Genomic DNA, 18,767 nt, shown 5'->3' with positions numbered 1-18,767 from the left:
ATTCATTAGTTCAGGTTTATTTTTTGACTCAGGCTTTTCATTGTTCCCGTTTTGCTCTCCAGAAACTCATTCAGCCCCTTGGCCCGTAGTTTACAAGCGTCGCATTTTTCGCATCCGCTACCCAATATCCCGTTGTAGCAAGTCAACGTGTTATCGCGGACAAACTCCAGCCGGTTGTAGTGGTCGGCCAAGGCCCAAGTTTCGGCCTTGTTCAGCCACATCAGCGGCGTCTCAATGTGCAGTGCGTAGTCCAATCCCGACTCAATCGCGGAGTTCAGCGCTTTGACGAACTGATCTCGGCAATCGGGGTAGCCGGAAAAGTCGGTTTCACAAACGCCAGTGATAACCGTCTGCGCTTGCACTTGATAGGCATAAATAGATGCCAGGGTTAAAAACAGAATGTTCCTGCCGGGTACGAATGTGCTTGGCAGTTTTTCTCCGGAGCTGATGGTGGGGACCGGGATGTTGTCGCGGGTCAGGCTGCTGATTGCCAGTTCATTCAATAGTGACGTGTCCAGTACTTTGTGAACCTTCACGCCCAGCTTTTGGCAGAGCTGCCGCGCCACATCAATTTCCGCGCGATGGCGTTGGCCGTAGTCGAAGGTAATACAATGAACTTCATCGTAGTGCGTCAATGCGTGGATCAAGCAGGTGGTGGAGTCTTGTCCGCCGCTGAATACGATAACTGCCTTATTGGTCATGCTTTGTTCATCCTTGTGATACTTCCATCGTTGAGTTGCAAAGTTGGGTCACGCCTCCAGAGCTGGTTTTCCTGACAAAGGCATTACCATTTGTCCACCGGGAACTCGACTTTGCGTAGCGGATGCGCGCTGTCCGGCAATGGTTCTGTCCGCCCATTGGCGCCGCTCCTGCCCTGATAAATCTGGCCGTCCTGGCCCACCAGCCGATAAGCAAATGGTCGAAGTGGATTGCCCCATTCGTCCACGATGACGTAACGCCCGTAACCCGGTTTGTCAGACTCGGGATGCCAATCGGGCAGTAATTGAGGGCGACGGTCAGGACACTTGTCGTAACGTCCGGGGACGAAACAATCGCGGGCGCGACCGGTGCGGATGGTTTGTAGTTTCAGGAAGTTGGGACGCCACTCACCATCAGATACCAGGCTGCCGTCGGGGTAGGTGAACTTAGTAAAGCTGCCTATCTTATGTACTTTAGGACCCTCTGAGTTGACGACAAAATCAGTGTGCAGGACAGGCTCGAAATAAACCTTTCGCGCCGTTAAAGCTTGATAGCCAAGATAAATATCGCCCTCACCTGCCAAGCTGACATATTTGCGATAACCACCTATAAAAGTCTCACTGATCCAAGGGTAATACTCTTTTTTGATAGTCAAATTCCCTTCAACTTCTTTTCCAGTGCTTCCGCGCGGCGAGTTGTTGTGATCGAACACGACTACAACACCTCCCCCCCCACCTGGAATAACGTTTTCGCCAAAACGTGCCGTATCACCATAAGTGACGCCGAAGGTCACGTTACTCAAGCGCCACTGACAGGCTCCACCGCCATTCACCGACAGTTTGGCCTCATAGAGATCGCTTTGCCCTTGGCGCACTGGTTGTATGTCAGTGCTCTGGTAGCTGTCCCGCTGATACGGCTCGCCACTGGCGTGTCGGTCGGTGAACGTGCAGAGGGTCGACCGGTATTTGACCTGCATGGTTTCCGCTACGAGCTCCTTGGGCACTTTCACCATTACGATGATCTGCTCACTGTCCGCGGGGGGAGCCAGGCTGTAGTCCTTGGCGCATCCGCTCAGGCTGAAGGACAGGGAGAGTAAAGCGATTGGCATCTTTGCGGTCATGGTGTCGTCCTTGGCTGAGGTAGCGCGTTCATTCGTAGGTTTTCGGGTAATAGGCGTGAGGGTCGGCCACGGTGTCGAAGCGCTGCAGTGACTCGACGCCGCCCTCAATCTGCCTTGTGATGAGGAGGGCGTGGCCAACCTGGTTGTGCAACTCAAGGAAGAGGCGATTACGGAACAATTCGTCCTCGTGAATCCTTCCGTAATGGCTTTTCATCTGCTCTTCGAATTTGCGCCTCTCTTTCTGCAGCTTCAGCAAGGGCTCACGCTCGGGGGTGATCGACTCCAGCAATTGGCTGTACATGAAGGGTTGGTATTTCGTCATGAAGTGATGACCGAGACCGAGTAGCCCGCCATTTTTGGGATTGCCATGGGCCGGGAAGAACCGGGCCAGGTTCTCGGCATTCAACGATTTGAACAGACGCTCATGTGCTTGCTCGGCTTGCTGGTCGTGTTCCGGATCCAGATGGGGCACCAGGTACAACTTGGCCTTTTCCTGCAATCGGTAGGCGATGGTGTTGTGATAGGGCGCGCCGAGCCCCTCTTTGTTGCGATAGGCCGGATAGTCCGAGCCGCGTTCATGCACGTGCTGTTCGGCCTTGTAAAACATGGCGATCTGACCGTGATGGCAGAAGGGGTCGCCATATTTGAACAACGAGCTGGTCGTCAACTGAACGAGCGACCAGGTAAACCCCAAGGTGGTGCCCAATGGGCCATACAAGTCGTACAGGTAGTTATCCAGCGCCGCTTCGGGCGGAACGCTGGGGATGAGGTCGGTGTCGTTGACGTGCCGGAAGTGCTGAAAGCCGCTCAAGGACTTCATGGCCTTGAGAGTAAAGGTGCGCGGCATGCCGTAGGTGTAAAGCAGTGGATTCTGGTCTTTTAGGGATGCCGCGTGAATCAACCCGAGAGCGCCACCAAGACTGTGCCCGCAGATGAACAGCCCTCTACCTTCGATAGCTTCCGGGATTGCCTTACCCAAATCTATCGCATAAATCCTCCTGACCACTTCAAATGCATCGCGAAAACCCAGATGCACACTGCCCTCTGGAACCAGATCAGCACAGGGCACCTTGGACTCACAAACGGCCGCGACCTCCGGCTTGACCGGGCGAAAAGTTACATCGGTGAGCAGATCGGCCAGACCATCCATTTCAGTTCCGCGCCACGCCACCAGCACTTGGGATGCACTGATGGCGTAGTACAACTGGGTATGTCCTTCCGGCGGTACCGCCTTGGCGGTGTCCAGGGATTTGACCGTTATGTAACGACTGCTGAAAGGCACATCGATGACCAGGCAAGGCCAGTTCTGGCCGTTGTCCCATATCCGTGGTGTGCGCGACAGGTCCAGGCATTGCTGCTGGAAAAATTCCAGAATTGATCCGTGGTCTTTATCGGCTTGTGTGCTGTACGCCAAAATGCTCATCAACCCCAGGTTATAAGCATTGGCCAGGCTGTACTCCACCTGATGGTGCAAGACCAGCAACCAGGCACGGAACGGGCAAACCTCCAACACATGACGCCGATCCAATAGGTCATCACTGACGGTAAAACCACCAAAACTCGGGTCCGGAAAATGAAAAGCCGGGAGCTGATCGGGGTCCGTCAAATCGGGCTTGAAATTCGGTTGTCGATCACACAACTGCCCAATGCGCAGATAGTGATAACCATGACCGTCCGCAAGCGCCTGCTTCTCAATCGGCGAAAACCCCGAACGTTGTGGCCCATACAGCGGAGTACGATCACCTAAACCCGGTCGGCGCGGTTCGGCCCGTTCGGCACGCAGACGACGCGTCTGCAGTTGCTCGGCCAGCGGATCGGCCTCGATTTTCAGGGTGATGGACAACGGATACAGGTCGTCGATACGGATCACGCCCCGGGCGTCGCTCACGCCAACATATTCATCGGCAAAGCCGTCTCGAGTGGCTTGATTCACTGCCCGCCAGGGCATGGCGACCAACGGCTCGCCCAGTTCGTCCAGCAACTGAAATTCGATCCAGTAACGCTTTTGTTTGCCCGCAACGGTAATGGTTTTGAATGGGTTGAGCGTGTCTGTACGGTGCAGGTAGTCGTTCATATCATTCCTTGAATATGTTTGTGGTTGAAACAGCCGTTATCGCAATTAAACGCAGTGCGATAGTTCTTGATCATTCGAGGTGAATGCTTCGGGCAGTCGAAGAAAGATGGGGCCTGTGGGGAGGCTGCATTTCCACCTTCATTCCTGTGCGCTCGACAGCTTTCGGGGAGTGGATACATGTTGAAAAGAGGAAAATTCTGGCATGCGCGTAGGACGCGTCTGTCTTTAGGCTTGTCGGCCTGTAGGAAGTATTGCAGCGCGATTGAAGGAGTGAGGCGAGGGGCGGCTTCTGGAGGTGTTGGGGGTCGAGCCGAGGGTTTATCGGGTCATAAAAATAGAGTCATAACGACTACTTTGTGTCGTTTTGACCGCACTTTTGTTTGGTCATTGTGACATCACATTTCTTAAGTCATTGAAAGTTATCCATTTGGTATTTGGCACGCTTAATGACCCGCATGCTGCGATGCCCCCGTAGAAGGACTTCGCCATGTCTCACTACATCCCCTTGAGTTTCACGTTCTGCCTGTTGCTTTCGCCTCTGTGCATGGCCGACCAGGTCGTGCGCGAAGTGCCTGATACCACCGCCGGCAAAGGTTACGGTGCCCTGACCGGTTTTATGATTGGCGCGGTGGGTGGGCCGGTTGGCGCATTGGTTGGTGCTGGCGCGGGATTTTTTGCCGGTAGTTTGGTTCAGGAGGCCACTGGTCTCACGCAAACCGCTTACGAAGTGAAGGACGCGAAGGGTGAAGTCAGTACGGTTCGCTCACCCAATGTCCATTACGCGCCGGGTCAGCAGGTGGCGCACAAAGGGCCGCACCTGGTGCCGCCGGGCAGTTGAGTTGTCGATTGCTGTTGCAGGACCTCCCCCCTTTACGGGCAAACGAGCGCATCTCGTTTGCCCGGTTTTTTATGGGGCCTGACACCTAATCTCGTGTGAACGCATCATCCCCCGTAGGAGCGAAGCTTGCTCGCGAAAAACGTCAGGGCACCGCGGGCATTCAGGCAGCACGCGTAATCGTTGACGACCATCGCGAGCATGCTCGCTCCTACAGAGGATGCGTTCACACGGGATCAGGCCGCCTCGTTTCGGTTTTGCGCAGAGGGCAAACCAGGATGGATGCTTGTAGGAGCGAAGCTTGCTCGCGAAAAACGTCAGGGCACCGCGGGCATTCAGGCAGCACGCGTAATCGTTGACGTCCATCGCGAGCAAGCTTCGCTCCTACAGGCTTTTGTATCAGGCGCGTTCGAAAATCGCCGCAATGCCCTGACCACCACCAATGCACATGGTCACCAGCGCATAACGCCCACCGGTGCGGTGCAGTTCGTGGATGGCCTTGGTGGCGATGATCGCGCCGGTCGCACCCACTGGGTGACCCAGGGCGATGCCCGAGCCGTTCGGGTTGACTTTGGCCGGGTCGAGGTCCAGTTCCTGGCTGACGGCACAGGCCTGTGCGGCGAAGGCGATGTTGGCTTCGATCACGTCCATGTCGGCGACGGTCAGGCCGGCGCGCTTGAGGGCGATGCGGGTGGCCGGGACTGGGCCCAGGCCCATCAGTTCAGGCTCGAGGCCGGCGTGGGCGTAGCTGACCAGGCGGGCGAGGGGGCGCAGGTTGTTGACCTGGACCGCGTTGCCGGTGGCCATGACCAGTGCGGCGGCACCGTCGTTCAGGCCCGAGGCGTTGCCGGCGGTGACCGAACCGTCTTTCTTGAACGCGGGCTTCATCGCAGCCAGCTGTTCCAGTGTGGTGGCGCGAGGGTGCTCGTCGACGTTGAACAGCTTGGTGCCTTTGCGATCCTGGATTTCAACGGTCGCGATCTGGTCGGCGAAGTAGCCGTTGGCAATCGCATGGGCCGCGCGTTTCTGGTCTTCGAAGGCCAGGGCGTCCTGCATTTCGCGGGTGATGCCGTTGCGTGCGGCGACGTTCTCGGCGGTGATGCCCATGTGGAAGTTCTGGAACGGGTCATGCAGGATGCCGAGCATGTAGTCGACGGCCTGGACGTTGCCCATGCGCGAGCCCCAACGGGCCGATGGCAGCAGGTACGGGCCGCGGCTCATGGATTCGGCACCGGCACCGATGGCGATCTCGGCATCGCCCAGCAGCAGGGTTTGCGCGGCGCTGACGATCGCTTGCAGGCCGGAACCGCACAGGCGGTTGACGTTGTAGGCCGGGGTTTCTTTCGGGATGCCGGCGTTCATCGCGGCAACGCGGGAGATGTAGGCGTCGCGGCATTCGGTCGGGATTACATTGCCCATCACCAGATGGCCAACGAGCGCCGGGTCCACGGCGGCGCGGTCCAGCGCGGCCTTGACCGCAGTGGTCGCCAGGTCGGCCAGGGGCACGTCCTTGAGCGAGCCGCCGAAGGAACCGATGGCGGTACGGGCGGCGCTGACGACGAAGATTTCTGGGGTGTTCATGACGGGTTTCCTTTCGGGATTTACTTATCTGTACTGCGATTGAGCAGTGCGTTCAAGGCGGTTTTGGCTTCAGTGCTGTTCAGGCGCTGGATGAACAGCTGGTTTTCTTCGCGCAGGGTGGCTTGCAATTCGGCCATGCCGGCCTGCTTCATCAATTTGCGCGACTCAAGCAAGGCTTGCCGGGGCATCGCCAGAAAGCGCCGGGCGATTTTTTCCGCCGCTGCCAGGCATTGTTCGCCGTCATCGAAGGCTTCGCTTGCCAAGCCCCAATCCAGCGCTTGGGCGCCACTCAGGCCGTCACCCAACAGCAGCAGGCGTGCGGCGCGGGCCTGGCCAAGCAGGCGCGGCAACAGCAGGCTGGCACCGAACTCGGGGCACAGGCCCAAATTGACGAACGGCATGCGCAGTTTGGCGTTGCGGGTCACCAGCACCTGATCGCAATGCAGCAACAGGGTGGTGCCGATGCCGATGGCCGCGCCGCACACCGCCGCGATCAGCGGTTTTTGCAAGTGAGTCACGGCGCGCATCAGGCGGAAGGCCGGGCTGTCCAAATGGGTCGGTGGCTCTTGCAGGAAGTCCACCAGATCGTTGCCACTGGTAAAGCAGTTCGGGCCACCGGTCAGGATCACCACCTGCACCGCGTCGTCCTCGTCCGCCGCGAACAGCAGATCGGCCAGGCGCGTGTACATGGCGTTGGTCAGGGCGTTGAGCTTGTCGGGGCGATCAAGGGTCAGCGTCAGCACGCCATCGCAGTGTTCTTGTTTGATCAGGTCAGTCATGCACGGCGCCTGCGGAATCGATTTTGGCGGCCACTTTAAGCGTCAGGCAAACCCGGCAGCTATGACAAAACGGGTCAACCAGCCTGAAGTTTTTTGCCATGTTTGCCGGCAAATCGGTCGACACACCCATTCGGGGTATGGTGCCGGCTCATGAATCACCCAATAGTAGGTTCACCGCTCATCCAGAGCCGGACTCGCTGAAATAAGGTGCATTTGCTATGGGCAAGACACTGCTTAAGGTGATTTCCAGTCTGTTTGTTGTACCGCTGACCCTGAACGCTTACGCAGCGCAAGTGAACGACAGCAATACCCTCAGGTTGTACAACTGGGCCGATTACATCGGTGAAAACACCCTGGCCAACTTTGAAAAAGCCACGGGTATCAAAGTCATTTATGACACCTTCGACGCCTATGAAACGGTGCAGGCCAAACTGCTGACCGGTCACTCCGGCTACGACCTGATCGTCTTGAATGCCTCCCTCGCGCCACCGCTGATCAAGGCCAAGGTGTTCCAGCCGCTGGACAAAAAGCTGCTGCCGAGCTGGAGCAATCTGGACCCCAAAGTCCTGCAGGACCTGCAAGGCTTCGACCCGGGCACCACCTACTCGGCGCCCTACACCTGGGGCAGCAACGGTGTGACCTACAACGTCGACAAGATCAAGGAACGCATGCCGGACGCGCCGATCGGGTCGCTGGCAATGATTTTCGACCCGAAGATCGTCTCCAAGTTTGCCGACTGCGGCGTCACCCTGCTGGATGCACCTACCGAGGTGATTCCGCTGGCGCTGAAGTACCTGGGCCGTGACCCGCGCAGTGCCGCGCCCGAAGACCTCAAGGCCGCCCAGGATGTGCTGTTGTCGGTGCGGCCTTATATCCGCAAGTTCGACTCGGTCAATTACCTGACCAGCCTGCCCAACGGTGATGTGTGCATGGCCATGACCTGGTCCGGCGACTACGCCACCGCCATGGCCCGCGCCCAAGAGGCGAAGAAGCAGATCAACCTGGCCTACTTCATTCCCAAGGAAGGCTCGCTGATTTGGTTCGACAACATGTACATCCCGGCGGATGCGCCTCACGTGGCCAACGCCCACAAGTTTCTCGACTACCTGATGCAACCCCAGGTGATGGCCGATGTGAGTGACTACATCAACTACGCCAACAGTAACGCGGCGGCCACGCCCTTGCTCAATGCCAGCGTGCGAGATAACCCGGCGATCTATCCCGATGAAGACGTGCGGCAACGGCTCTTCCCGCAGAAAACCCAGGACGCGAAAGACATGCGCGCCATTACGCGGGTGTGGAGCACGGTGAAGAGCGGGATCTGATCGTCCAATTGTTCAGTTTGAGGTTTGTGTATGGCTACTCCAATCAAGGCTACCCCGATCAAGAAAGTCTTCTCGCAGGCTGAAGAAGCTGCATTGGTTAAGGCCGACAAGGCCCACCACATGCACGGTTACCACATGTTCGACGAACACGCCGAACAGGGTTCGCTGAATATCGTCGCGGGCGAAGGCACCTACATCTACGACACCCAGGGCAACCGCTTCCTCGATGCCGTGGGCGGCATGTGGTGCACCAATATTGGCTTGGGCCGCGAAGAAATGGCCCAGGCCATCGCTGATCAGGTGCGACAGCTGGCTTATTCGAATCCGTTTTGCGACATGTCGAACAACGTGGCGATCCAGCTGTGCGAAAAACTCGCCAGCCTGGCGCCCGGTGACCTTGATCATGTGTTCCTGACCACCGGCGGCTCCACGGCAGTGGACACGGCTTATCGCCTGATCCAGTACTACCAGAACTGCCGTGGCAAGACAGAGAAGAAGCACGTTATCGCCCGTTTCAACGCCTATCACGGCTCGACCACCCTGACCATGTCCATCGGCAACAAGGCCGCCGACCGGGTGCCGGAGTTCGATTACGCCAACCCGCTGATCCATCACGTGTCCAATCCCAACCCTTACCGCGCGCCGGAGGGGATGGACGAGGCGCAGTTCCTCGAGTTCCTGGTCAAGGAGTTCGAAGACAAGATTCTGTCGATTGGCGCGGACAAGGTCGCCGGCTTCTTCGCCGAGCCGGTGATGGGCTCGGGCGGGGTGATCATTCCGCCCAAGGGTTACCTCAAGCGCATGTGGGAGGTTTGCCAGCGCTACGACATCCTGTTCGTCGCCGACGAAGTGGTGACGTCGTTCGGGCGCCTGGGCAAGTTCTTCGCGTCCAAAGATGTGTTCGACGTGCAGCCGGACATCATCACCACCGCCAAGGGCCTGACCTCGGCCTATCTGCCGCTGGGTGCCTGCATCTTTTCCGACCGCATCTGGAAGGTGATTGCCGAACCGGGCACGGGCCGCTGCTTTACCCACGGTTTCACCTACAGCGGCCATCCGGTGTGCTGCACGGCGGCGCTGAAGAACATCGAGATCATCGAGCGGGAAAACCTGTTGGCCCATGTCGAGGATGTCGGCGGCTATCTGGAACAACGCTTGGCCACGCTGCAGGATCTGCCGCTGGTGGGGGATGTGCGCTGCCTGAAACTGATGGCCTGTGTGGAGTTCGTTGCCGACAAGCGCACCAAGTCGTTGTTCGCCGACGAGATCAACATCGGCGAGAAAATCCATTCGCGGGCTCAGGCCAAAGGACTGCTGGTGCGGCCGATCATGCACCTGAACGTGATGTCGCCACCGTTGATCCTGACTTATGCACAGGTGGATGAGATCGTCGAGATCCTTCGCGAGTGCATCCTGGAAGTGGCGGCCGAGCTTCAGGCGAGCGGCCAGTACGCCGGCCAATGACTTCATCGCTCAGGCTTTTACCAACGGCCTGCTCTCCCGCTAGACTGCGGGGCATGAGCAAACCAGACGACGATACGCTGATCGCGATGCCCTTCGGGGCATTGCACAAATGGCATGGGGGAATGCGCGAGGCATTCGCCCATATCGACGAGCCCGACGCCCTGCAATATTTGGCGTCGGCGTTGGCGCAACTGGTGTCCATTGAGTCGATGATGATCAGCCTGGAGCGCAAGGACCGTCCGCCGCAATTGCTGCATCAGCGGGGGATTGCCGAGGAGTATCAGGTCTCGATTCTCGAGCGCTATTTTTCCGGCGGCTATTTGCTCGACCCGTTCTGTTTCGCGGTGGAGCAGGGGTTGGCGCAAGGCTTCTATCACCTGGAAGAAATCGCGCCGGACAACTTTTTCGACAGCGACTACTACAAGACTTACTACCTGAATGCGGGTTGTTCGGAAGACAGTTACTACATCGTCGACACCGGCAATGACACCAAGATTTCCGTCAGCCTGTATCAGGGGTTCGGCGGTGAATGCCTGCGCGTTGAACAGCTGAACCTGCTGCGCGCCGTCGAACCGCTGGTGCGCGAATTCGTCAGCGAATTCAGCCGGCGCGGCATGCTGCGTAATTGCTTGATTCAGTGTGATGGCGACCAGAAATCGCCCGACGACCTCAAGCATCGGGTGCAATCGGCATTCGAACAATTTGGCAGCGACCTGCTCACCGAGCGCGAGCGAGAAGTGGCGCATATGGTCCTGCGGGGCCACTCGGTGAAATCCACCGCCAGCCAGATGAACATCTCGCCCGAAACCGTGCGCATGCACCGCAAGAATCTGTATCTGAAGCTGGACGTGGGTTCGCAGTCGGAGCTGTTTGCGCTGTTTATCGAGTGGTTGCGCGGGCATTGATTGCCCGGCAAAACCCATCACCCTGTGGGAGCGAGCCTGCTCGCGAAAGCGGTGGATCTGTCGATAAATCATCGCCTGACAGTGCGCCTTCGCGAGCAGGCTCGCTCCCACAAGGGGTCTCCAATCGGGGTGGTCAGCGTGCCCGCAACCGTCGCCCGACCACATCCAGCACATCGCAGCCATCGCGCAACGGGATGGCGCAGAGCAATGAAAAGTCGCTGAGAATGAAGGATTCGCACTCGATCGAGCCGCGCATGGACAGGTTTTCCAGTACCTGGGTGACGGCGCGGATTCGGTAGTTGGCGGCGTCCATCAGGACGTCGAGCGGGGCGAGGGTGTCGACGAAGAGGGTGGGCATGTCGGTGCAGTTGCCGGTCAGTGCCATGAAGCGGTTGTCGGGGTGAGGGGTTGGTTTTTCGTAGGGTGGATCAGGATGAATGGATTTCATGCTTTTGGACTCTAGAGACGGGGAAACGGAGCTACCAAAAGCCTTCCTACGGGCTAGGGTGGCAGCCATGTACGGGGTAGGAATATCGAGTCCCTAGCACCTCGACCACGCCGAAGCGTGCCCGTACATAGCCGCCGCAGCTGATAGTACGGACGCATTTAGACGGCCGCAAACCAAGTAACTGGCGCCAACGTGGTACTAGAGAATCTAGAGGTTCCTACACCCCATCACTGAATTTCAGCGACCGCCAAAGACTATCGATTGAGCACCTTTCAAACCAGTTCACGCCAATCGCCACAATTCGAAGGAAATCTCCGAAGACCTCGCCCAGAAATGTCCTAGGACCTACGGAGTGAAGGTCTGCAAAACGGGGGCGGGGGATTGTGGCTGAGGGGACACGGGCATGAACGAAGCCTGGGAAAAACAGAAATGTCCTACGCCAATTGACACTTGGATCACCTCAACCCCTGTAGGAGCAAAGCTTGCTCGCGATGGCAGTGTGTCAGGCAACGATGATGTCGGCTGGTACTCCGTCATCGCGAGCAAGCTTTGCTCCTACAGGTGTTGTGGTTGACCACTCGATCTGTGATCAATCTTCGGCGCGGGCCTTCACCACGTATTCGACGGCACGAAGAAATTCCTCATTGTCACCATCAGCCAGCACCTGGGACAGGTATTCGCTGATGGCCTCATCGCTGTCGAGCAGGGTCGCCATGTCGAAGGTCGTCAAAGCCTGGCTCATGGTTAAACCTTTTTTGCCATTTGTATTGGTTGCGCGACTGTACCCAAATGGATGCGACCAATTCACAGAAAGATCATCGGATTCCCGATGATCTTTCTGTGAATTGGGTAGGGCTGTTTGGTGCGGCAAGGATCCTCTGTAGGAGCGAGCCTGCTCGCGAAAAACGTCCAGACGACGCGTTCAGCCAGACAGCCCGCGTTATCGTTGGCCTCCATCGCGAGCAGGCTCGCTCCTACAGTGGTTTTGGGTTGGCCGAAAATTTGTAACCACCCAAAAAACTGTAGGAGCAAAGCTTGCTCGCGATGGCAGTGTGTCAGGCAACGATGATGTCGACTGGTACAGCGCTATCGCGAGCAAGCTTTGCTCCTACAGGAGGGTTGACCACAGGATCTGTGGTCAACCAAAAGCGTGGATCAATCCTCGCGCTTCACCACCAGCGTCAGAATGTCATAGCTGGCCACCAGTTCACCCAGCTGGTTGGTGACTTCCACGTCCCACGCCACCACGCCTTGCGGAACGCCCTGCGGGCTCTTCTTGCCCTGGTCGATCTTGCGTTTGCAGGTCAGGCGCGCCTGGATGGTGTCGCCGATGCCCACCGGGTTGATGAAGCGCAAGGTGTCGAGGCCGTAGTTGGCCAGGACCGGACCCACGCCTGGGGATACAAACAGACCAGCCGCCGCCGACAGTACGAAGTAACCATGGGCGATGCGCTTGCCGAATTGCGATTCCTTGGCCGCGATGTCGTCGAAGTGCATGTAGAAGTGGTCGCCCGACAGGCAGCCGAAGTTCACCAGGTCCGCCTCGGTGACGGTGCGACGGTGGGTCAGCAGCGATTCGCCGATCTGCAGGTCCTGGAAGTAGCGACGGAACGGATGCACTTCGGTCTCGATGACCTGGGCGCCGCGTACGTACTCGCCGGTAACGGCCGCCAGCATGGTTGGTGAACCTTGAACGGCAGCGCGTTGCAGGTAGTGTTTCACCGCACGCAGGCCGCCGAGTTCTTCACCGCCACCGGCACGACCCGGACCGCCGTGCTTGAGTTGCGGCAGCGGCGAGCCGTGACCGGTGGATTCGCCGGCGCAGGTGCGGTCCAGTACGTGCAGGCGACCGTGCAGGGCAGCGGCCACAGGAACGACTTTGGCGGCGATCTTTGGATCCTTGGTGATCAGGCTGGCCACCAGGCTACCTTTGCCGCGAGCGGCCAGGGCCAGGGCTTCGTCGATGTCGTCGTAGGCCATCAGGGTGCTGACCGGACCGAACGCTTCGATGTCGTGGGCGCCGCCTTCGGCGTGCGGATCGCGCGCCTGCAACAGGGTCGGGGCGAAGAATGCGCCCTTTTCGACGTTTTCGCCGCGCGGGTTGAAACCGTCACGGGCACCGAACAGCAGGTCGCTGCTCTGCAACAGCATTTCCAGACGCTCGGCGACGTCTTTTTGCTGATCGTGGGACGCCAGTGCGCCCATGCGCACGCCTTCTACCGACGGATCACCGACCACGACTTTGGCCAGACGGTCACGCAGACGGGTGGCGACGGCATCGATGTGCTTGGCCGGAACGATGGCGCGGCGGATGGCGGTGCATTTTTGCCCGGCCTTGGTGGTCATTTCCTTGGCCACTTCCTTGACGAACAGGTCGAACTCTTCGTCGTCCGGGGTGACGTCCGGGGCGAGGATTGCGCAGTTCAGCGAGTCGGCTTCAGCGGTGAATGGCACCGAGTTGCGAATCAGGTTCGGGTTGACCCGCAGCTTGGCCGCGGTGTCGGCGGAACCGGTGAAGGTCACCACGTCCTGGCCTTGCAGGCGGTCCAGCAGGTCTCCAGTGCCGCCGATGATCAGCTGCAGGCTGCCCGCAGGCAACAGGCCGGATTCGTCCATCAGGCGCACCACGGCTTCGGTCAGGTAGCTGGTGGCGCTGGCAGGCTTGACGATGCACGGCATGCCGGCGAGGAAGCTCGGCGCAAACTTCTCCAACATGCCCCAGATCGGGAAGTTGAAGGCGTTGATGTGTACGGCCACGCCGCCACGAGGTACCAGGATGTGGGTACCGGCGAAGGAACCCATTTTGCTCAGCTGCATGGCCGGGCCTTCGTGGACCACGTTGCCCGACGGCAGCTCGCGGGAACCGAGGCTGGCGTAGGTGAACAGCGTGCTGTTGCCGCCTTCGATGTCGATCCAGCTGTCAGCACGAGTGGCGCCGCTGTGGTGGGAGATCGCGTAGAGCTGTTCCTTGCGCTCGGCCAGGTACAGGGCCAGGGCTTTGAGGCGCTGGGCGCGTTGCTGGAAGTCCAGGGCCATCAGGCCGCTGACGCCTTGGCGGCGACCGTGTTCGATGGCTTCGGCGAAGTCCGGGCGCTCTTCATGAGTAAACGCAATATCGCGTCCGTCGATGGCACTGCGCAGGACTTGCGCGCCTTGCTGGCCGATCCAGCGGCCGGCGATGAAGCTTTGCAGGGTAGGGGCGTGGGACATGGATTTGACTCTCAAAAGTATGACCGCTGTGGGAGCGAGCCTGCTCGCGAAGAGGGCATCACCGTCAGCATGGGAGGTGGCTGACCCACCGATTCGCGAGCAGGCTCGCTCCCACAGGGTTTTGTGTTGTTCTTATGGTTAGAGCTGATCGAAGTCCAGCACCACCTTGTCGGTGATCGGGAAGGCCTGGCACGACAGGACGTAGCCGGCGGCGACTTCGTAGTCTTCCAGGGCGTGGTTGCTGTCCATTTCCACTTCGCCTTCGATGACCTTGCACTTGCAGGTCGAGCACACGCCGGCCTTGCACGAATAGGGCAGTTCGGCACCCACCGCGTTACCGGCATCGAGGATGCTCTGGCTGTTGCGCGGCAGGTCGAAGGCCAGGGCGCGGCCGTCGCTGATGACGGTGACGTGGCTGACCGCCGAATCGTGCTGGCGGGCGGCTTCGCGGGCTTCGCGTTTCTGCTGGCTGCCGGCGGCGGCGAACAGTTCGAAGTGAATGCGCTCAGGCGCCATGCCCTTGGCCTTGAGGCTGTCGCGCACGGTTTCGGTCATTTCCTGCGGGCCGCAGATGAAGGCGGCGTCCAGGGCTTTCACGTCGAGCCAGCGGCTGAACAGCTGCTCGCATTTCTCGGCGTTGATGCGGCCGTTGTACAGGTCCACGTCCTGCTGCTCGCGGCTGAACACGAAGATCAGGTTCAGGCGTTGCAGGTAACGGTTTTTCAGGTCTTCGAGCTGCTCGCGGAACAACGCGCCGGAGCTGGAGCGGTTGCCGTACAGCAGGGTGACGCGGCTGTGAGGCTCGGTTTCCAGGGTGGTCTTGATGATCGACAGGATCGGCGTGATGCCGCTGCCGGCCGCAACGGCCAGGTATTGGCCATGGCGAGCCGGGTCGAGCTCGACGCTGAAATGCCCGGCAGGCGGCATGACTTCCAGGGTGTGCCCGGCTTTGAGGTGTTCATTGGCATAGGCGGAAAAACGCCCGCCGGCCACGCGCTTGATCGCCACGCGCAGTTCACCGTCGTTGACGCCGGTGCAGATCGAGTAGGAGCGGCGGACTTCTTCGCCATCCATTTGGGTGCGCATCACCAGGTGCTGGCCCTGGGTGAAGTGGAAGCTGTCCTGCAGGTCTTGCGGAATCTCGAAGGCGATGGACACCGCGTCACGGGTCTCGGTGCGCACGTCCTTGATGGTCAGGCTGTGAAATTTGCTCATTGTTGTTCTCCAGCTGGACGGCGGCTCGCCGCTCAGATGCACTTGAAATAGTCGAACGGTTCCCGGCAATCGATACAGCGGTACAGCGCCTTGCAGGCGGTGGAACCGAACTCGCTGAGCACCTCGGTGTGGACGCTGCCGCATTGCGGGCAGGCGATCACCGGGCTTTCACCGAGCAGGCTACGCTTGCTGGTGCTGCCGTCCGGCGGGGCAATGCCGTAGGCGCGCAGGCGTTCGCGGCCGCTGTCGCTGATCCAGTCGGTGGTCCAGGCCGGGGTCAACCGGCGCTCCAGGTTTGGCGCGCGAAAACCGGCCTGTTCCAGAGCCTGGCGAATATCGCCTTCGATCACTTCGGTAGCCGGGCAGCCGGAGTAGGTCGGGGTGACCACTACGTGCAGATGCCCGGCTTGCCAGTCCAGATCGCGGACGATGCCCAGGTCCACCACGCTGACCACTGGCACTTCCGGGTCCATGACCTCGGACAGGACCGCCCAGGCGTCAGCCAGGTCGGTCGGTTGTGCCGGCCGGGCGCCGAGGTCGCTGACAATCAGATCACCAGGTTGCATCGGGGTACGCTCGTGGGAGGAACTGCATCTCGGCCAGCAAGATGCCGAGGTGTTCAGTGTGCAGTCCCTTGCGCGCGTTCAGGTAGAAGTGGCTTGCGGCAGCCGGCACCGGCAGGGTGGCGCTGGCGAAAATCGCGTCGACCTTGGCTTGCCAGGCGCGAGCGACCGTGGCGATGTCCGGGGTGATACCGGCTTCGCACAGGCGCTGTTCGCTGTCATCGGCGGTGATCAGTTCGACGGTGAAACGCCAGACTTCCGGGATGGCCGCGAGCATGCGCTTGTGGCTTTCTTCGGTGCCGTCGCCCATGCGCTCGACCCACTCGCCGGAGCGGCGCAGGTGATAGGTGACTTCCTTCACGGCCTTGGCGGCGATGCCGGCGATACGCTCGTCGCTGGACTGGGTCAGGCCCTTGAGGACTTCCAGGTGCCAGGCGTCATACAGGAACTGCTTGAGCATGGTTACCGCGAAGTCGCCGTTGGGTTGTTCCACCAGCAGCAGGTTGCGGTAAGCGCGCTCGTCGCGGCGGAACGCCAGGTGATCGGCGTCACGGCCATCGTCCAGCAACTCGGCGGCGTAGTCCAGCCAGTTGCGGGCCTGGCCCACCAGGTCGAGGCCGACGTTCATCAACGCCAGTTCTTCTTCCAGTGCCGGGGCCTTGCCACACCATTGGCATAGACGCTGGCCCTGGATCAGGGCGCTGTCGCCCAGGCGCAGCAGGTATTCGATCAGATCGGTCTTGTTAGTCATGGTCGATCTCACATGTGCCCGACTTCGGCCGGCAGCTCGTAGAAGCTGGCGTGGCGGTAAACCTTGTCGTCCGACGGATCGAACAGCGGGTCTTTTTCATCCGGCGACGAAGCGGTGATCAGCGCCGAAGGCACGACCCACAGGCTCACGCCTTCACTGCGACGGGTGTAGAGCTCGCGCGCGTTCTCGATGGCCATGGTGGTATCGGCGGCATGCACGCTGCCGACGTGCTTGTGGTTCAGGCCGTGCTTGCTGCGCACGAAGACTTCGAAGAGGGTCCACTCGGACATGACATTCACTCCACATCAGTTGCCCTGTAGGAGCTGCCGCAGGCTGCGATCTTTGGCGGCTTGGAAGTCGCCGAAGATCAAGATCAAGAGATCGCAGCCTTCGGCAGCTCCTACACAGGGTTTGTTAGCCGGATCAGGCGGCGTTCTTGTTTTGTTTTTTGCGGGCGTGGGCGACAGCGGCTTCGCGAACCCAGGCGCCGTCTTCAATCGCCTTGCGACGGGTGGCGACGCGTTCGTGGTTGCACGGGCCGTTGCCCTTGAGCACTTCGTAGAATTCGTCCCACTGGATTTCACCGAAATCGTAGTGGCCGCGTTCGGCGTTCCACTTCAGGTCCGGGTCAGGGCAGGTGCAGCCCAGCAGTTCCAGTTGCGGGATGGTCTGGTCGATGAAGCGCTGGCGCAGTTCGTCGTTGCTCTGGCGCTTGATTTTCCAGGCCATGGATTGGGCGCTGTTCGGCGAGTGTTCGTCGCTTGGGCCGAACATCATCAGCGCCGGCCACCAGAGGCGGTTGATCGCGTCCTGGACCATGTCTTTTTGCGCCTGGTTGCCGTGACGCATCATGGTCAGCAGGATTTCGTAGCCCTGACGCTGGTGGAAGCTTTCTTCTTTGCAGATGCGGATCATCGCCCGGGAGTACGGACCGTACGAGGTGCGCTGCAATACGACCTGGTTAACGATCGCCGCACCGTCCACCAGCCAGCCCACCGCGCCCATGTCGGCCCAGTTCAGTGTCGGGTAGTTGAAGATGCTCGAGTACTTGGCCTTGCCGCTGTGCAGCTTGTCGATTTCCGCATCGCGGTCGGCGCCCAGGGTTTCCATGGCGCTGTACAGGTACAGGCCGTGACCGGCTTCGTCCTGGATCTTGGCCATCAACTGCAGCTTGCGCTTGAGCGTCGGCGCGCGGGTGACCCAGTTGCCTTCGGGCAGCATGCCGACGATTTCGGAGTGCGCGTGCTGGGAAATCTGCCGAATCAGGGTTTGCCGATAAGCATCTGGCATCCAATTCTTGGCTTCGATCTTAATTTCTGAATCGATTTTTTCCTGGAATGCGCGTTCCTGGTCGGACATCTCCGACAGGTCTTTTATGCGTTTTACGCCTGTTTCTACTAGCTGTGCGTACATTTCGATCTCCGGCCTCTTTTTTGTTCAAGGGCATTTCGAGGGCATGGATAACTTTATAAGCGATACAGAAATTAATATCAAACGGAAAATATCGTGTCGTATGTGTTTTTGTATCGGTTTGGGATGAATGGTCGGTTTTTGGTTCGGGGTTTTGTGTGCATATCCGTTTCTTCGGTAACGGCGGCTGGCGGTTTCGCCCTTACGGCGACTTACTTTTTTTCAAACGCCAAAAAAAGATAAGCAAAAAAAGGCTCGCCCCGAGCGTCCGGCCCCTCGCCAAGGCTCGGGGTTCCTTCGCTCCGGCATTCATCCGGGGGCATTGCTCTACGGTTTGCTTCGCTGCACCTCCCTGCAATGTGTTCGACTGCGTCGAACGGCGCTGCGC

The 18,767-nt window shown here is 59.3% G+C and carries 16 protein-coding genes and 1 pseudogene; 4 read left to right on the top strand and 13 right to left on the bottom strand.

Features of this window, described 5'->3' with window-relative positions; all coding sequences use genetic code 11:
- Positions 1-5: 5 nt before the first annotated feature.
- From queC to ABTV22_RS20030, 3 genes are all read right to left on the bottom strand, one after another.
- Positions 6-701, bottom strand: coding sequence for a 7-cyano-7-deazaguanine synthase QueC (queC, locus tag ABTV22_RS20040; protein WP_433736224.1), 696 nt, complete (start codon positions 699-701; stop codon positions 6-8).
- Between the two features lie 83 nt (positions 702-784).
- Complete coding sequence (locus ABTV22_RS20035) at positions 785-1,819, bottom strand: hypothetical protein (protein ID WP_433736223.1); 1,035 nt, start codon at positions 1,817-1,819, stop codon at positions 785-787.
- Positions 1,820-1,847: 28 nt separating this feature from the next.
- Positions 1,848-3,893, bottom strand: a complete 2,046-nt coding sequence (locus ABTV22_RS20030) for a lipase family protein (protein WP_433736222.1) — start codon at positions 3,891-3,893, stop codon at positions 1,848-1,850.
- A 487-nt stretch (positions 3,894-4,380) separates the two neighbouring features.
- On the opposite strand from ABTV22_RS20030, the gene ABTV22_RS20025 reads away from it, so the two are divergent.
- A complete protein-coding gene (locus ABTV22_RS20025; protein ID WP_433736221.1) occupies positions 4,381-4,731 on the top strand; it encodes a hypothetical protein in 351 nt (116 codons plus the stop codon).
- Between the two features lie 396 nt (positions 4,732-5,127).
- On the opposite strand, the gene ABTV22_RS20020 is transcribed toward ABTV22_RS20025, so the two are convergent.
- Both ABTV22_RS20020 and ABTV22_RS20015 read right to left on the bottom strand, forming a co-directional pair.
- On the bottom strand, positions 5,128-6,309 hold the full coding sequence (locus ABTV22_RS20020; RefSeq protein ID WP_433736219.1) for an acetyl-CoA C-acyltransferase family protein: 1,182 nt from the start codon (positions 6,307-6,309) through the stop codon (positions 5,128-5,130).
- Between the two features lie 20 nt (positions 6,310-6,329).
- Positions 6,330-7,088 carry an enoyl-CoA hydratase-related protein gene (locus ABTV22_RS20015; protein ID WP_433736218.1) on the bottom strand — a complete coding sequence of 253 codons (759 nt, stop codon included), beginning with the start codon at positions 7,086-7,088 and terminating at the stop codon, positions 6,330-6,332.
- Between the two features lie 218 nt (positions 7,089-7,306).
- On the opposite strand from ABTV22_RS20015, the gene ABTV22_RS20010 reads away from it, so the two are divergent.
- Genes ABTV22_RS20010 through ABTV22_RS20000 form a run of 3 tightly spaced genes read left to right on the top strand, consistent with a single transcriptional unit; the run spans position 7,307 to position 10,782 of the window.
- Positions 7,307-8,413: a polyamine ABC transporter substrate-binding protein gene (locus ABTV22_RS20010; protein WP_433736217.1), complete on the top strand. Its 1,107-nt coding sequence runs from the start codon at positions 7,307-7,309 to the stop codon at positions 8,411-8,413.
- 30 nt (positions 8,414-8,443) lie between these two features.
- Positions 8,444-9,877 carry an aminotransferase gene (locus tag ABTV22_RS20005; protein ID WP_433736216.1) on the top strand — a complete coding sequence of 478 codons (1,434 nt, stop codon included), beginning with the start codon at positions 8,444-8,446 and terminating at the stop codon, positions 9,875-9,877.
- On the top strand, positions 9,874-10,782 hold the full coding sequence (locus tag ABTV22_RS20000) for a helix-turn-helix domain-containing protein (protein WP_433736215.1): 909 nt from the start codon (positions 9,874-9,876) through the stop codon (positions 10,780-10,782). The genes ABTV22_RS20005 and ABTV22_RS20000 overlap by 4 nt, the downstream gene beginning before the upstream one ends.
- Positions 10,783-10,915: 133 nt before the next feature.
- On the opposite strand, the gene ABTV22_RS19995 is transcribed toward ABTV22_RS20000, so the two are convergent.
- The 8 genes and pseudogenes from ABTV22_RS19995 to paaA all read right to left on the bottom strand — a co-directional run bounded on the left by ABTV22_RS19995 (position 10,916) and on the right by paaA (position 18,382).
- Positions 10,916-11,230 (bottom strand): hypothetical protein, encoded by a 315-nt coding sequence (locus ABTV22_RS19995; protein ID WP_433736214.1) that lies wholly within the window; start codon positions 11,228-11,230, stop codon positions 10,916-10,918.
- A gap of 601 nt (positions 11,231-11,831) precedes the next feature.
- Positions 11,832-11,972 (bottom strand): annotated as a pseudogene (locus tag ABTV22_RS19990) (DNA-binding protein); the annotation flags it as partial.
- Positions 11,973-12,385: 413 nt separating this feature from the next.
- Positions 12,386-14,440 carry a phenylacetic acid degradation bifunctional protein PaaZ gene (gene paaZ, locus ABTV22_RS19985; RefSeq protein WP_433736213.1) on the bottom strand — a complete coding sequence of 685 codons (2,055 nt, stop codon included), beginning with the start codon at positions 14,438-14,440 and terminating at the stop codon, positions 12,386-12,388.
- A 138-nt stretch (positions 14,441-14,578) separates the two neighbouring features.
- Entirely contained in the window at positions 14,579-15,655 is a 1,077-nt protein-coding gene (paaE, locus tag ABTV22_RS19980) for a 1,2-phenylacetyl-CoA epoxidase subunit PaaE (protein ID WP_433736212.1), read from the bottom strand.
- A 32-nt stretch (positions 15,656-15,687) separates the two neighbouring features.
- Entirely contained in the window at positions 15,688-16,221 is a 534-nt protein-coding gene (gene paaD / locus ABTV22_RS19975; RefSeq protein WP_433736211.1) for a 1,2-phenylacetyl-CoA epoxidase subunit PaaD, read from the bottom strand.
- On the bottom strand, positions 16,208-16,969 hold the full coding sequence (paaC, locus tag ABTV22_RS19970; protein ID WP_433736210.1) for a 1,2-phenylacetyl-CoA epoxidase subunit PaaC: 762 nt from the start codon (positions 16,967-16,969) through the stop codon (positions 16,208-16,210). Before paaC ends, paaD begins: the two co-directional genes overlap by 14 nt.
- Positions 16,970-16,977: 8 nt before the next feature.
- Positions 16,978-17,259, bottom strand: a complete 282-nt coding sequence (gene paaB / locus ABTV22_RS19965) for a 1,2-phenylacetyl-CoA epoxidase subunit PaaB (protein WP_007943393.1) — start codon at positions 17,257-17,259, stop codon at positions 16,978-16,980.
- 133 nt (positions 17,260-17,392) lie between these two features.
- Positions 17,393-18,382 (bottom strand): 1,2-phenylacetyl-CoA epoxidase subunit PaaA, encoded by a 990-nt coding sequence (gene paaA, locus ABTV22_RS19960; protein WP_433736209.1) that lies wholly within the window; start codon positions 18,380-18,382, stop codon positions 17,393-17,395.
- Positions 18,383-18,767: the final 385 nt, after the last annotated feature.

It is taken from the genome of Pseudomonas putida (genome assembly GCF_050990305.1).
Classification (GTDB): Bacteria; Pseudomonadota; Gammaproteobacteria; order Pseudomonadales; family Pseudomonadaceae; genus Aquipseudomonas; species Aquipseudomonas putida_AH.
This window is presented reverse-complemented; position numbering and strand designations above follow the sequence as displayed.

Bases quoted from the DNA above. Each gene is read 5' to 3' on its own strand.
- queC (WP_433736224.1), bottom strand. From the start codon at position 701: ATGACCAATAAGGCAGTTATCGTATTCAGCGGCGGACAAGACTCCACC.
- ABTV22_RS20035 (WP_433736223.1), bottom strand. From the start codon at position 1,819: ATGACCGCAAAGATGCCAATCGCTTTACTCTCCCTGTCCTTCAGCCTG.
- ABTV22_RS20030 (WP_433736222.1), bottom strand. From the start codon at position 3,893: ATGAACGACTACCTGCACCGTACAGACACGCTCAACCCATTCAAAACC.
- ABTV22_RS20025 (WP_433736221.1), top strand. From the start codon at position 4,381: ATGTCTCACTACATCCCCTTGAGTTTCACGTTCTGCCTGTTGCTTTCG.
- ABTV22_RS20020 (WP_433736219.1), bottom strand. From the start codon at position 6,309: ATGAACACCCCAGAAATCTTCGTCGTCAGCGCCGCCCGTACCGCCATC.
- ABTV22_RS20015 (WP_433736218.1), bottom strand. From the start codon at position 7,088: ATGACTGACCTGATCAAACAAGAACACTGCGATGGCGTGCTGACGCTG.
- ABTV22_RS20010 (WP_433736217.1), top strand. From the start codon at position 7,307: ATGGGCAAGACACTGCTTAAGGTGATTTCCAGTCTGTTTGTTGTACCG.
- ABTV22_RS20005 (WP_433736216.1), top strand. From the start codon at position 8,444: ATGGCTACTCCAATCAAGGCTACCCCGATCAAGAAAGTCTTCTCGCAG.
- ABTV22_RS20000 (WP_433736215.1), top strand. From the start codon at position 9,874: ATGACTTCATCGCTCAGGCTTTTACCAACGGCCTGCTCTCCCGCTAGA.
- ABTV22_RS19995 (WP_433736214.1), bottom strand. From the start codon at position 11,230: ATGAAATCCATTCATCCTGATCCACCCTACGAAAAACCAACCCCTCAC.
- paaZ (WP_433736213.1), bottom strand. From the start codon at position 14,440: ATGTCCCACGCCCCTACCCTGCAAAGCTTCATCGCCGGCCGCTGGATC.
- paaE (WP_433736212.1), bottom strand. From the start codon at position 15,655: ATGAGCAAATTTCACAGCCTGACCATCAAGGACGTGCGCACCGAGACC.
- paaD (WP_433736211.1), bottom strand. From the start codon at position 16,221: ATGCAACCTGGTGATCTGATTGTCAGCGACCTCGGCGCCCGGCCGGCA.
- paaC (WP_433736210.1), bottom strand. From the start codon at position 16,969: ATGACTAACAAGACCGATCTGATCGAATACCTGCTGCGCCTGGGCGAC.
- paaB (WP_007943393.1), bottom strand. From the start codon at position 17,259: ATGTCCGAGTGGACCCTCTTCGAAGTCTTCGTGCGCAGCAAGCACGGC.
- paaA (WP_433736209.1), bottom strand. From the start codon at position 18,382: ATGTACGCACAGCTAGTAGAAACAGGCGTAAAACGCATAAAAGACCTG.